The organism is Sphingomonas sp. CFBP 13728 (assembly GCF_014841895.1).
Lineage (GTDB): Bacteria > Pseudomonadota > Alphaproteobacteria > Sphingomonadales > Sphingomonadaceae > Sphingomonas.
In genome coordinates this window covers 102,889-116,275 of the sequence record NZ_JACYUS010000004.1, presented here as the reverse complement: position 1 = coordinate 116,275, position 13,387 = coordinate 102,889, and the positions used below count along the sequence as shown (strand labels likewise).

The window sequence follows — 13,387 nt, the reverse complement described above, 5'->3', positions numbered from 1 at the left end:
CAGGCGCCGGTCAGGACCATTAAACGCTTTCAACAGAAGTAGGTTACCCGTCAGCAGCTTGATGCGATACTGAATCTGGTTCAACATTAGGGATGCTTGTCACCCGCACCAACCTTACCGACCTTGCCTATTTCCTAGCGATCGCGCGGCATCGCAATCTTCGTCGGGCCGGCCTCGAGCTTGGCGTGTCTGCCTCCGCGGTCAGCCATGCTCTCAAAAGTTTCGAAGAGCGCGCGGGTGTCCGACTGATCAACCGGACCAACCGATCCGTAACCTTGACGTCGGCTGGAAAGGCGCTGGAGCAGTCGGTCTCCGGGTCATTTGCTGACATCGGCTCCGCGTTGGAGAACCTAGATCAGCTCCGCGCCTCTCCTGGCGGAAAAATCCGCATCAACGCCGTGGTCGATGCGGCAACGCTGGTGCTTGGTCCTGTGCTTGCCGAACTGTCTCGCCGTCACCCTGATATTGAGGTCGATCTGGTATCGAGCAATCGCATCGTCGATGTCGTTGGCGAGGGATTCGACGCAGGCGTTCGGTATGGCGGCACCGTCCCCGAAGACATGATCGCGCAGCGACTTTCAACTGACCTCCGATGGGTTGTCGCAGCTTCTCCCCGCTACCTCGAAGAACATGGCACACCAACGCACCCAAACGAGCTGAAGCATCACCGGTGTCTTGGAGTGCGTCTTGGGGACGACAGTATCTACCGGTGGGAATTCGAGGGGCCTGACGGGGACTTTGATATGCCTATCAAAAGCGCGATGACTGCCGACGATAGCCGATCAACGCTGGCAATGGCTTTGAACGGCGCGGGGCTGACGTTCGGTCTTGAAGCCCTGTTCGCCAAGTATGTCGCAGACGGCACCCTGCGCCTTGTGCTAACCGAGTGGGTGACGACCGGGCCGGGCTTCTACCTTTACTATTCCGGACGGCGACAGTTACCCGCGGGTTTGCGCGCGCTGCTGACGATTGCAGGTGAACTAAAACCACTTGGCTGACGCGTCTGTTCGACACCAAGCATTCAAGGCGTCTGAAACCCGGCCTTTAATAACGAAGCGACGACCCAGAAGCAGACGTCCCCGCCCCTTCCCAGCTTCCCAACTTCAGCCGCTCGTTCATCTCCGCAATGCGACCGCTTTTGGCGCCCGACCCTGCGAACTCGAACGTCGCGACTGGGTGTTAGTTTAGGAAGCAGGCTGTCCAAGTCCGAGTTTTGTGCCCGATGAGCTGCGGACGGCTTTTGCGGGGGTCTGAGGTACGGGATTAGCGGTGACGCTACGTCGAACCGTAGGTGCCAATCCGGATTCCTCATTCCACAGAACGAGAATTGTAGCGATCGGTGCGGCGGTGAGGATCAGCAGGAAAAGACCCATCAGCCATTCGTTGGGCTGTAGCGGCTGCGAGAAGCTACCGCTGGGCTGCATCGACGGGCTAGGTCGCATCGGGCGCTTGCCGGCTTTCCTGGGGTGAAACGGGCGGTCCGCTGTCGCTCGGTAAGCAGACGGCCGGATTTGCGACTGATCATAGGCGGCGCGCGATTCCTTCTTTCCCAAAACGGAATACGCCTCGTTGATCTCTTTCGCACGAGCAGAGACATCCACACCATGGTTGGCATCGGGGTGATATTGACGGAGCAGCGCTTTCCACGCGGCGTGGATAGTGTCGCGACTTGCCGTCGAGGGCACCCCTAAAACAGAATAATAGTCGGGTGAGAGCGCCATCTAGCTGTTACTTGCGGCTAAAACGCGAAAAAGGAAAGTCCGCCTGGCCCTTGATCTTAACCTGGCCTTCTGGGTGATCCAAAGGGCGGCTTCAGGCGCCAACAGCTAGATGGCTACCATTCCCATCCGCAACTTCCTGCTTTCGATGACACGACGCCGCCCCCCGGGCGCTAACCTACATCCGTATGCATAGGCGGCCTCGCCCGCTCCCAAACTTCGGACATCCATTCATCTCGGCACCATGACCGCCTTGCGTGCCCCCGGCATCAGGCGCACCGCGCCGGGTCCGTTCGTCGGCTGCAAAACTGTCGCTTTCCGCAACAACAGATCACTTCGACACTTTGCCCATACTCGTCAGACTCGGGACATTCCTTCGGATTTCTCTCGAATGATAGCTTGCCGATCCAAAGGCATGCCATCAACGTTTCGTGGAACGCGCCCCATCGTCAACGCACTCTACCAAACTGTGAAATCCGATTCATAGAAGCTTTAACATACTGTCATATATGGTTATTTCTTACGAATATCGGTCCACTTCGGAACTTGTATGAGCTCCGAAACGATATTGCGCAGCTAATCCGGCATGCCTCAAGCCATTGTAAATCCAACCTGAACGGCACCGTTCAGGCTGCCGCCTCTGAAGCGCTTTACTGCGCGGTTCACTTTTCTTTACGCGAAATCTGGAGACACCCGATGGCATCTGCGGCAGCCATGCCCGAGACGAAGAACCCGGCGCAGCGCAGCGTGCCTACCGGTACGCTCGACGCGCTCAACTTCTTCTTGGCGGACGTCCGCGACGGGCTCGGGCCGTATCTCGCAATCTACCTGCTGGTCGTACGTGGGCCTTCGCATGGCTGGAACGAAGCGACGGTCGGCCTCGTGCTGACCATCGCCGGAATCGTCGGCCTGTTGTCGCAGACGCCGGCGGGCGGGTTGATTGACCGGGCGAAGAACAAGCCGCGCATCGTCATCGCCGGCGCCCTGCTGGTGACGCTGAGCAGCCTGTCGCTGCCGATCGTCTCGGGTTTCACGATGGTGACGATCACCCAGTCGATCGCGGCTGCGGCGGGCGCGATCTTTGCACCGGCGATCTCGGCGATTACGCTGGGGCTGGTCGGGCCGAAGCTGTTCGCCAAGCGGGTCGGTCGCAACGAGGCGTTCAACCACGCCGGCAATGCCGTGTCCGCAGCGCTGGCCGGCGTCCTTGCCTGGTCGTTCGGTCCGGTCGTCGTCTTCTGGCTGATGGCGGGGCTGACGGTCGCCAGTGTCATCGTGGCGGGGCGGCTGAAGAACGACGACATCGACAATGCGGTCGCGCGCGGCCTCGACTGCGAGCCGGAAGAAGGCTGCGAGGAGCCGAGCGGCTGGAAGACGTTGATCGAGAACCGTCCGCTGATGATCTTCGCGGCGGCCGCATTCACCTTCCATCTCGCCAATGCGGCGATGCTGACCTCGGTCAGTCAGCTGCTAGGTCGCACCGTCGGCACCGACAAGGCGACGTCGCTGACCGCCGCGTGCATCGTCGCGGCGCAGCTCGTGATGGTGCCGGTCGCGATCGTCGTCGGGCGCAACACCGAGCGCTGGGGCACCAAGCCGATCTTCCTGGTCGCGTTCGGCTTCCTGGCGGCGCGCGGCGCGCTCTACACCGTGTCGAACGATCCGTGGTGGCTGGTCGGCGTGCAGGCGCTCGACGGGATCGGCGCGGGGATCTTCGGCGCGCTGTTCCCGGTGATCGTCGCCGACCTGACCAAGGGATCCGGCCGGTTCAACGTCAGCCAGGGCGTCGTGTCGAGCGTGTTCGGCCTGGGGGCGGCATTGTCGGCGACGCTGGCCGGATCGATCATCGTCTGGGCCGGATACAGTGCAAGCTTCCTGACGCTCGCCGGGATCGCGGCGGCGGGGTTCGTGCTGTACCTCACCGCCATGCCGGAGACACACAAGTGACCCACCCTTCCTCCATCACATGGGTGCACATCGGCGATCTGCACATGGACGAGGCGAACGGCTGGCAGAGCCGCGACCGGCTCGCCGCGATCGTCGCGGAGATCAACGCGCATATCGGTGACGCCGCGGACTTCGTCTACCTGCCCGGCGACAATGCCAATCACGCGACGGCCGAACAATACCGGGTCATCACCGATACGCTTGCCCCGCTGCGCCTGCCCTACCGGGTCATCCCCGGCGATCACGATTTCGAACTCGGCGATCTCGCGCATTACGACGCCGCGTTTGCCGAAGCGAACCGGCCCGAGGTCGAGGTCATCGCCGGGCATCGCTGCATCTTCCTCGATATCGTCTCGCCGGGTGCGGGCGGCCCAGATTTTCGGCTGACGATGCACCATCGCAACCGCCTGCTCGAGGAACTCGCGCGCGCCGAGGCGGAACGGCAGACGCCGGTCGTGTTCATGCATGCCTACCCCGGCGACCTCGCCGCGGATGGCGAGGATATCGCCCGCATCTTCGCCGACGCCCGCGTCGCCTTCGTCGATACCGGGCATACGCATTACAACGAGCTGCTCAACGACGGACGGGTCGTCTACGGCGCAACGCGTTCGACCGGCGAGATCGAGGAAGGCGGCGGCAAGCCCGGTTTCTCGATTGTCACGGTACACGGCCGCGTGCCAAGCTGGCGGTTCAAGGAGACCGGGGGCGACTGGCCGTTCGTCCAGATCGTCGCGCCTGCCGACATCCGGCTGGTGACCCGCCCCGCCGATGCCACGCAGGTCCCGCGGCCGGGCGAGGTCGAGATTGTCACCAGGCTGTTCGGCGGCACGACACAGCCGGTGATGCTGTCGGTCGACGACGGCATTGCCCAGCCGATGCTCGCCGTGTCGGGCACGGCGCTCTGGTCGTTGCGCATCACGCTCGACGCCGGGCTCCACCGCGTTGCGGCCAGCGTCGGCACCGACCGCGACACGGTCGATATCCTGGTCCGCGGCGAAGCGGATATCCCGCGACGTGGCATGCCGATCGCGCCGGGTCGCGATCTCCACAGCATCGGCGAGTGGCCCGAGCACGGCATCGCCGGCACGCAACTCGGCCCGAACAAGAACGGGAAGCACTGGTGATTTTCGCGACCGGTGCCACCTGGGGTATCTGCGCTGCCTCGACCGCTGCGGTGATCGCACGACCGTTCCGCTGGCCGGAAGCGATCTGGGCGGTGGCAGGGGCAGCGTTGCTGCTGCTGTTCGGGCTGATGCCCTTCCCCGCAGCGCTCCATGCCGTCGGAAAGGGTATGGACGTCTATCTGTTCCTGATCGGCATGATGCTGCTGAGCGAGGTGGCGCGCGCCCAAGGGCTGTTCGACTGGGTCGCGGCGACCGCAGCGATCCACGCAAAGGGATCGACCGCACGGCTGTTCGCGCTGGTCTACGTTACCGGGATCGTCACGACGACCTTCCTGTCGAACGACGCAACCGCGGTGGTGCTGACCCCGGCGGTCTATGCCGCGGCAAAGAAGGCGAAGGCCGATCCCCTGCCGCTGCTGTTCGCCTGCGCGCTGATCGCCAATGCGGCAAGTTTCGTCCTGCCGATCTCCAACCCCGCCAACCTCGTCCTCTACGGTGGCAAGATGCCGCCGCTCGGCCAGTGGTTTGCCTCGTTCGCGCTGCCATCACTGGCGTCGATCGTCGTCACCTTCGCCGTGCTGCGCTGGCTAGAGCGCACGCGGCTGGCAGGTAGCTGCACCAGCGCGGTCGAGCGCACGCCACTGACCGCGGGCGGCAAGGCTGCGTTCGTCGGGATCGTCGCCACCGCAATCGTGCTGCTCACCGTATCCGCGCTCGATATCGAACTCGGTCTGCCGACCGCGATCGCCGGTGTCGTCACGACGCTGGCGGTCTGCACGATCGCCCGGTCGTCGCCGGTCGCGCTGCTGCGCGATATCTCGTGGAGCGTGCTGCCGCTGGTCGCGGGACTGTTCGTCCTGGTCGAGGCGCTTGACCTGACCGGCGTGATCGCGTGGGTCGCGCACGCGATCCGCACCGCGTCGGCCGATCCGGCGCAGGCGTCGGCGGTATCGGGGACGATCCTGGCGTTCGGATCGAACCTGATGAACAACCTGCCCGCAGGCCTGGTTGCCAGCACCGCGGTTGCACAGGCCCAGCCGCCCAAGCTGGTCGTCGACGGCTTGCTGATCGGCGTCGACCTTGGCCCCAATCTGTCCATCACCGGCAGCCTGGCGACGATATTGTGGTTGCAGGCGATCCGGCGGGAGGGTGAGGACATCGGGTTCTGGAGGTTCCTGAAGGTCGGCGCGGTGGCGATGCCGCTGGCGCTGATCGCTGCCCTTGGTGTCAGGATTGCCCTCGGATGACGCGCGATCGGATGTGGCGTCGCTTGCTGATCGCAATGTTCGTCGCTGTGGTGGCGTTCACCGGCTACCATACGGCGCGCACCGTCAGCGACGCGATCTACTGGAACGCGCACCGCGACGAACCGATCGAGCGCTGGATGACGATCGGGTACGTCGCGCATTCGTACCATGTGCCACCCCACGTCCTGCATCGCGCGCTGAACCTGGCCCCGGCACCCGATCGCCGTCCGCTCGGCCGCATCGCGCAGGACACCGGACAAACAATGACGCAGATCGACGGCAAGCTCACCTACGCGATCGTCCATGCCCGACCGCCCTACCCGCCCCCCGCCCCGCCTTCACGGTCTTCCTCGCCGACGAGCTCGAAGCCGTGACCGACCAGCTGCTCGAACTGCTGACGACCTACGGCCTACCTGCCCTCTTTGGCGCGATGGTGCTAGCGGCTGCGGGGCTTCCTTTCCCCAGTTCGTTGACCCTCATCGCAATGGGATCGTTCGTTGCGCAGGGCGAACTGAGCTTTTGGCCGGTCGTGCTTTCCGGTGCGGGCGGCGCCGTGCTCGGCGACCAGATCGGCTATGCATTTGGTCGTTACGGGGGCCGCCCGCTTCTTGCTGCCGTGACGACGCGGATCGGGGGCGCTGACAAGGTGGCGCAAGCGGAGACCTATTCGCGCAAATGGGCAGGCTGGGGTATCTTCTTCAGCCGCTGGCTGATCGGCCCGCTCGGACCCTGGATCAACGTGACAAGCGGCCTTACGCAATACCCCTGGGGATGGTTCATCCTGCTCGACGTTGCCGGCGAACTGCTCTGGCTTCTCATATACGTCTCGCTGGGACGCCAATTTAGCGATCAGGTTCAGACCGTGGCGAGCTTACTCGGCAATCTCACCTGGGTCGTCGTAGGCCTTCTTGCTGCAGGATTTCTGGGATGGAAGCTGTTCGGGAAAAGAAAAGCAGAAGTAACTTCGGAAGTAACGGTTTGAAGACCGATTATACCCGGTCGGTCTAAACGGCTCGGCGAAAAACGTCAGACCACCCATAAGCTGCCGTTCGCAGATCCTTTCTCCGTTCCCAACACCGGTCATTCGTTAATCTACCGCCACGACAGTAGAAGGGGTGATTGGAAGGGCCACTTGTTGCGATGCAACCAGATCTTCGCGATGCTTCTTAGGTTGCTTAATACCTAGCGGGGTTCACACGCTGCCACGTCAAAGTAAATTAGTGATGACGGCGGGCGCCTCTCGACAATTTGATGCGGGATCATAGCGATACTATCCGGAATTCCGCGATAGGCACATCTGACATCAGCTTATTATTTGCTGACTCCAGTCATCACCCTCCGAATACCTGAGCAAAACGTACATCCAAACGCAGCCCTAGAACGATTGCGGACGGAATGTCAGTTTTCCGGGTCGGTGCAAATATCGGATCTGGATTGATGACGTATTGAATATTGGGCAATATTCTCACCCCGGGCATGGCTGCAAATCCATAATTAATCTCGCCGATGATCTCGTTCGATTTCGGCGATCCTGTCCCACCAGCCTTCGCACGCAGATCGCGGAGATAATTTATCTGCTGATTGCTGAAATGCGTGTTGCTGACCAGGAAGCCTATCGTGTCCGCGTCGCGGTGTTTGAACGTGCCGGTTTTGACGAAACCGGCAGAGGCAAACCAGTCGAGCTGGGCGACGTTGCCGACATTGTAGAACACCCGCCCGAACAGCGCGAGGTTGCGCGTACTCTTGCCGGCGGCGCGCTGAATCGTCTGGTCTGCCATCGCATAGAGACCGACGCGGTTGCCTTCCTGTGCGACCCGCGGGAGTCCGGACACCACGGCCGAGGCGCCGTTGCGATCGTAATACGGGCTCTGGCCGCCGTCGGTGTTGATATAGACACCCGCCTTGTAACGGCGCGGCAGCCGTTCGTCCGCGAACGTCGTCTGATAGCCCAGTTCGTTGGCGATAAGCACGCCCGTGCCCTTACCCAGCGAGAAGTCCAGGCCGCCCTTGCCCTTCAGGTTGAGGTCATTGTCGTATTCGAACATGCCGGTCTGGACATACCAACGCTTATCGATCGCGTACCGCGCCTTCGCGGTCCACGACGAGTTGGGAAACGCGGTGATGCCGATGTCGCTGATGCCGCCATACGCCGTCAGGCAGCTGGTGTTGCTCATGAACACGCAGTTGAACGGCGAATTGTTGAAGTAGCTGTTTACCGCGGCACGGCCGACGAGGATGTTGAGCTTGCCGAAATCATGCTCGATGTTGAACTGCGTCAGGCGTGGTCCGGCTACCGGCCGCCAGGTTTGCTGAAAGCTGATCGAGTTGCCGATCGAATCTCGACCTAGGCTGTCTCCGCTAAACCATGCACCTTGAATGTGTATTTTGGTATCGGACAGTCCGATCAGCTTTTCCAGATCGATGTCCGCCGCGGTCGATACCCAGTGCGATTCCGCACTGCCCTGACGGATACCGCCGATCGGGTTGGCGGCGAAATTACCGACGAAATCGAACACCAGGTCGACCCCTGCGGCCTTGAGCCCGCGCAGTTCCTTGCCGATCGGATTGTCGCGTTGGAAACGCGCGATGCCGGAAGGTGCTGGCTCGTCCGCGGTACCCTGCTTGGTATTGGGGTAGAAGACTTGCGGATGTCGCTTGTCGGGGAGGGCTCGCGCTACGCCGACGTCCGTGTCCGCCGTCGGCACGGCCGCATCGGTAGGAGCAGTGACCGCCCGAGACGGTTGAGCCTGGGGCGGCTCGGATTGCGCCGCTGCGGTCAGCGCGATGGCGATGGCGATGGACATGACGGTCTCCTGCCCAGCCGCGCACGGGCGCAGCGGGCTGTTGTCGTGGGACGGTAAGTGTCGCGGCGATCACACTCGGCGATCGCCGCGCAGCTTCAGGCGGCTACCGGATACTTTGCTCGCAGCCGCGCATTCCCGATCATCGCTGCGAGCGTGCGCTCGTCGAGCTTGCCTTCCCACTTGGCGATCACGACGGTGGCGAGGGCGTTGCCGATCAGGTTCACGAACGTCAGGCCCTCGGCGAGAATACGGTGGATGCCGAGGATGAGTGCGATGCTGGCGACCGGGATAGTACCCGTCGTGTTGAGCGTCGCCGCGAGCACCACGAACGCCGCGCCGGCAACACCCGCCGCCCCCTTGGACGTCAGCAACAGCACCGCGATCAACCCGAGTTCGTGCCACAGCGTCAGATGCGTATTGGTCGCCTGCGCCAGAAACACCGCCACGGTAGTCAGGTACAGGCAGGTGCCGTCGAGGTTGAACGAATAGCCCGCCGGGATGACGAAGCCGACGACGCTCTCCTCGCAACCGACCTTGCGCATCTTCTGGATGAGACGCGGCAGGACCGTCTCGGTCGAGGTGGTTGCGGCGACGATCACGATCTCGTCCCACAGATAGCCGAGCAGCCGCCACAGGCTGACCCCGCACCAATGCGCGATCCCGCCCAGCACCACCGCGGTGAACAGCCCGCAGACCACGAAGAACTCGATGATCAGTTCGCCCAGCGACCAGAGCGACGCCGTGCCGAACTGGCCGACCGTGAAGGCGATCGCGCCGAACGCCCCGAGCGGCGCAAAGTACATGATGTAACCGATGATCCGGAAGAACCCCTGCGAGGCGCTATCGATCAGCGTGTAGACGGGCTTGCCGCGCTCGCCGAGCGCCGCGATCGCAATGCCGAACAGTACCGACACGAACAGCACCTGGAGGACATGGCCTTCGGTCAGCGCGCTGGCGAACGTGTCGGGAATGATCCCCATGAAATAGCCGGTGATCGACTGGTCGTGCGCGGTCGCGACATAGGTCTTGATCGAGGCCGTATCGATCGCCGCGACGTCGATGTTCATGCCCGCGCCCGGTTGCCAGAGATCGACCATGACCAGCCCGAAGATCAGCGCGAGGATCGTGACCGCCTCGAAATACAGGATCGATTTCAGCGCGACCCGGCCGACGCTCTTCATGTCGTTCATGCCGGCGATGCCGTGGACGACGGTGACGAAGATCACCGGTCCGATCATCATGCGAATGAGCTTAATGAAGGCGTCGCCGAACGGTTTCATCGCCACGCCGGTCGCAGGCGCGAAATGGCCGAGCAGGATGCCGAGCACCGTCGCCGCCAGCACCTGGAACCAGAGCTGGCCGAATACGCCGAACCGGCTCGCCTGCTTGGTAGTCTCTCCTAGGTCCGTCATCGATTTTTCTTTCGTTGTGACGTGTCGGCGGTCTCAGCCGAATAGATATCCGTCGAACAGCTTTCTCGCGGTGCGCAGCATGGCCGCACCGACGACGTTGCCGTTCTCGTCCAGATCAATCACGCAGCCGGTCGCACCGCTGGGATGCTCGACGTCGAGCGATTTCGATTGCCCGTCTGGCACGACCGCGAGGCCATGCGCCGGCGACCCGTCGATCAGGCAGGCGGTCGCGACGCTGACCGCGCCCAGCACGCCGATCGAGGCGTGGCAGCGATGCGGAATGAACGATCGCACGCTAATCGCACCGCCGTTACGCGGCGCGGCGACCAGCATCAGTTTGGGTACCGACTGTTCGGTGACGTTGCCGAGGTTCATCAGCGGCCCGGCCTTCAGCCGGATCGCCTCGATCTTAGCCTTCAGCGTTTCGTCCGCATCGAGCGTCGCGCGGTCTTCGTACCCGGTGATACCGACATCGGCCGCGCGCAGCACGACGCAGGGCATGCCATTGTCGATCAGCGTCGCGTCGACGCCGTCGATGACATCGACGGCGTTACCCGTCGGCAGCAACGCCCCGCAGCTCGAGCCGGCGATATCGGCGAAGGCAAGCGGAACAGGCGCGGCCGTACCGGGAACCCCGTCGATCCGCGCATCGCCTTCGTAGGTGACGACGCCGTGCGGGGTATCAACCGTCGCGGTGGCGAGCTTGCCCGTGTTGACCATGAAGATCGAAACCTTCGTCTTCTCGTCCCTTGCCTCGACCAGGCCGCGTTCGATCGCGAACGGGCCGACCCCGGCCAGCATGTTCCCGCAATTCTGCGCGTCGCTGACGATCGCCTGGTCGACGAAGACCTGGAGGAACAGATAATCGACATCGGCGCCGACTTCGGTCGAGCGCGACACGATCGCGACCTTCGACGTCAGCGGATCGGCGCCCCCCATCCCGTCAATCTGGCGCGGATCGGGCGAACCGAACGCGCGCAGCAGGAACGCGTCGCGTGCGGCCGGATCGGCAGGAAGGTCGGCGGCAAGGAAGAACCCGCCCTTGGACGTGCCGCCACGCATCCACATCGCGCGGATGGCGTTCGGGCGCTCAGACATATTTCAGCCCCTTGGCCTCGAGCCGCTCGCGCATCGCATAGATGTCGAGCCCGAGTTCGCCACTGGCCATCTGGTCGCGCTTTTCCGTCTCGCGCGCCTCGCGTGCCTGCGCCTCCGCAAGCACCGCTGCCGCGTCCGCGCGGCGCACGACGCAGACGCCGTCGTCGTCAGCCACGATCACGTCGCCCGGCTCGATCCGTTCGCCCGCACACACCAGGGTCACGTTGACCGAACCCAGCGTCTCCTTGACGGTGCCCTGCGCGAAGATCGCCTTCGACCAGACCGGAAACCGCATTTCGGTGAGATCGCGGACGTCGCGAACGCCGGCGTCGATGATAAGCCCGCGGCAGCCCCGCGATATCGCCGACGTGGCAAGCAGGTCGCCGAAATAGCCGTCGTCACAGGGCGATGTCGGCGCGACCACGAGGAGGTCGCCATCCTTCACTTGTTCAATGGCGACGTGCATCATCCAGTTGTCGCCTGGCGGAACCGAGACGGTGACCGCAGACCCGGCGATCCGCGCACCTGCATAGATCGGACGAAGGCGACTGCCGAGCAGGCCGATCCGGCCCTGTGCTTCGTGCACGGTCGCGACGCCGACCTTGGCGAGGCCGTCGATGACCGACGGTTCAGCACGTTCGATATGAGTGACGACGCTGGGCATCTCTGATCCTCGATCCTTTTTTCGTTACTCTCCCTAGGAACCGACGACGATCCAAAGGCAAAACGGATTTGCGCACATGCCATAAGCTGTGCTGAGGTCCGAACCATGCCAAGCCTTCGCAAACTCAACCTGCGCCATCTCGATGCGGTCGCCACCGCGGCACGCCTGGGAAGCATCAGCGCGGCATCTCACGCGATGAACCTGTCGCAGCCTGCGCTCACGCAGGCCGTTGCCAAGGTCGAGACGGTGCTTGGGCACAGGCTGCTGGATCGGCAACCCGGTGGCGTGGTCGTGACCGAGGCCGGACGCCTGATGACCGGCCGGATCGAGCATGCGCTGGCGTATGTCGCGCAAGGCGGGCGGAGCGTGCGGCGGGGGGCGCGCCTGCCGCCCCTGCCCAACGTCGAACGGCGGATCACGCTTGGCCAATTGCTTGCACTGATGGCGGTCGACCACGCGGGTAGCTTTGCGCTGGCTGCCAGGCATACCGGATTATCGGAGCCCGCCGTTCACCGCGGAGCGCGCGATCTCGAACAACTGCTCGAAGTGCCTCTGCTCGCCCGGCAGGGACGAACCGTCCAGCCGACCGCGGCGGCGATACGTTTGCTGAGATTTGCTCGACTGGCACACGCGGAACTGGAATCGGGCTTCGACGAACTCGCGGCGCTGCATTTGGAAGGCGCGGGGCGGATAACGGTCGGCGTCATGCCTCTGGCGCGCGCGATCCTGCTCCCGCAGGCGCTGGCACGCTTTGCTCGCCTCTACCCGGTGGCCTCCGTCGATGTCGTCGAAGGACCCTATATCGAGGTGCTTTCGGCGCTGCGCGAAGGCGGCATCGACGTGGTCGTCGGGGCGATGCGCGATCCGCTGCCCGTGGCCGACGTCGTGCAGGAACCCTTGTTCGACGACGACCCCGTCATCGTGGGACGCAAGGGGCACCCTCTGCTCGGCGAGGCGGGCTTCGTCTTCCAACGTCTATTGGATTTTCCGTGGGTTATCGCCGCACCGGGGGCTCCAGTACGGCGCCGGTGGGAACAGATGTTCCAGGAACAGGGGCTCGAACCGCCACGCCCGCGGATCGAGTGCGGGTCGGTGATGGTGGTGCGCGGGCTGATGCTCGAGGACGACTGGCTTACGCTCATGTCACGCGACCAGTTCCTGCTCGAGGACCGCGCCGGACTGCTAAGCGAGATCGCCGGAGCCGGCTCGTCGCTGCGCCGGCAGATCGGGATGACGACCCGCCAGGATTGGCGACCCACCCAACTTCAGCGTGAATTCCTGAGCATCTTCCGATCCACCTGCGCCGAATGGACTTCAGGAAAAGCAATGGACGGACAGCCGTTTCGATACGCCTGATAGGCTTGGCGCGCTTA

General features: G+C 63.4%; 12 protein-coding genes. 7 read left to right on the top strand and 5 right to left on the bottom strand.

Annotated elements, in window-relative coordinates:
* Positions 1-92: 92 nt before the first annotated feature.
* The gene (locus IFT67_RS16540; protein ID WP_192239271.1) at positions 93-998 is read left to right on the top strand and encodes a LysR family transcriptional regulator; all 906 of its coding nucleotides are present in this window, start codon (positions 93-95) and stop codon (positions 996-998) included.
* A 186-nt stretch (positions 999-1,184) separates the two neighbouring features.
* Here IFT67_RS16540 and IFT67_RS16535 read toward each other — a convergent pair whose 3' ends face one another.
* Complete coding sequence (locus IFT67_RS16535; RefSeq protein WP_192239270.1) at positions 1,185-1,721, bottom strand: J domain-containing protein; 537 nt, start codon at positions 1,719-1,721, stop codon at positions 1,185-1,187.
* Positions 1,722-2,414: 693 nt separating this feature from the next.
* Between IFT67_RS16535 and IFT67_RS16530 the strand changes: the two genes are divergently transcribed.
* Genes IFT67_RS16530 through IFT67_RS16510 form a run of 5 tightly spaced genes read left to right on the top strand, consistent with a single transcriptional unit; the run spans position 2,415 to position 7,018 of the window.
* Positions 2,415-3,665, top strand: a complete 1,251-nt coding sequence (locus IFT67_RS16530; RefSeq protein ID WP_192239269.1) for an MFS transporter — start codon at positions 2,415-2,417, stop codon at positions 3,663-3,665.
* Positions 3,662-4,789, top strand: a complete 1,128-nt coding sequence (locus IFT67_RS16525; protein ID WP_342450639.1) for a metallophosphoesterase family protein — start codon at positions 3,662-3,664, stop codon at positions 4,787-4,789. The genes IFT67_RS16530 and IFT67_RS16525 overlap by 4 nt, the downstream gene beginning before the upstream one ends.
* Positions 4,786-6,036, top strand: a complete 1,251-nt coding sequence (locus IFT67_RS16520) for an SLC13 family permease (RefSeq protein WP_192239268.1) — start codon at positions 4,786-4,788, stop codon at positions 6,034-6,036. The genes IFT67_RS16525 and IFT67_RS16520 overlap by 4 nt, the downstream gene beginning before the upstream one ends.
* Positions 6,033-6,410, top strand: a complete 378-nt coding sequence (locus IFT67_RS16515; protein ID WP_192239267.1) for a hypothetical protein — start codon at positions 6,033-6,035, stop codon at positions 6,408-6,410. Before IFT67_RS16520 ends, IFT67_RS16515 begins: the two co-directional genes overlap by 4 nt.
* Entirely contained in the window at positions 6,407-7,018 is a 612-nt protein-coding gene (locus IFT67_RS16510; protein ID WP_192239266.1) for a VTT domain-containing protein, read from the top strand. Before IFT67_RS16515 ends, IFT67_RS16510 begins: the two co-directional genes overlap by 4 nt.
* Before the next feature lie 349 nt (positions 7,019-7,367).
* On the opposite strand, the gene IFT67_RS16505 is transcribed toward IFT67_RS16510, so the two are convergent.
* The 4 genes from IFT67_RS16505 to IFT67_RS16490 all read right to left on the bottom strand — a co-directional run bounded on the left by IFT67_RS16505 (position 7,368) and on the right by IFT67_RS16490 (position 12,014).
* Entirely contained in the window at positions 7,368-8,840 is a 1,473-nt protein-coding gene (locus tag IFT67_RS16505) for a carbohydrate porin (protein ID WP_192239265.1), read from the bottom strand.
* 95 nt (positions 8,841-8,935) lie between these two features.
* Positions 8,936-10,252, bottom strand: a complete 1,317-nt coding sequence (locus IFT67_RS16500) for a C4-dicarboxylate transporter DctA (RefSeq protein ID WP_192239264.1) — start codon at positions 10,250-10,252, stop codon at positions 8,936-8,938.
* A gap of 33 nt (positions 10,253-10,285) precedes the next feature.
* Positions 10,286-11,350: a 4-oxalomesaconate tautomerase gene (locus tag IFT67_RS16495; RefSeq protein ID WP_192239263.1), complete on the bottom strand. Its 1,065-nt coding sequence runs from the start codon at positions 11,348-11,350 to the stop codon at positions 10,286-10,288.
* Positions 11,343-12,014, bottom strand: coding sequence for a 4-carboxy-4-hydroxy-2-oxoadipate aldolase/oxaloacetate decarboxylase (locus IFT67_RS16490; protein ID WP_192239262.1), 672 nt, complete (start codon positions 12,012-12,014; stop codon positions 11,343-11,345). Before IFT67_RS16490 ends, IFT67_RS16495 begins: the two co-directional genes overlap by 8 nt.
* A 105-nt stretch (positions 12,015-12,119) precedes the next feature.
* On the opposite strand from IFT67_RS16490, the gene IFT67_RS16485 reads away from it, so the two are divergent.
* Positions 12,120-13,370 carry a LysR family transcriptional regulator gene (locus tag IFT67_RS16485; protein WP_192239261.1) on the top strand — a complete coding sequence of 417 codons (1,251 nt, stop codon included), beginning with the start codon at positions 12,120-12,122 and terminating at the stop codon, positions 13,368-13,370.
* Positions 13,371-13,387: the final 17 nt, after the last annotated feature.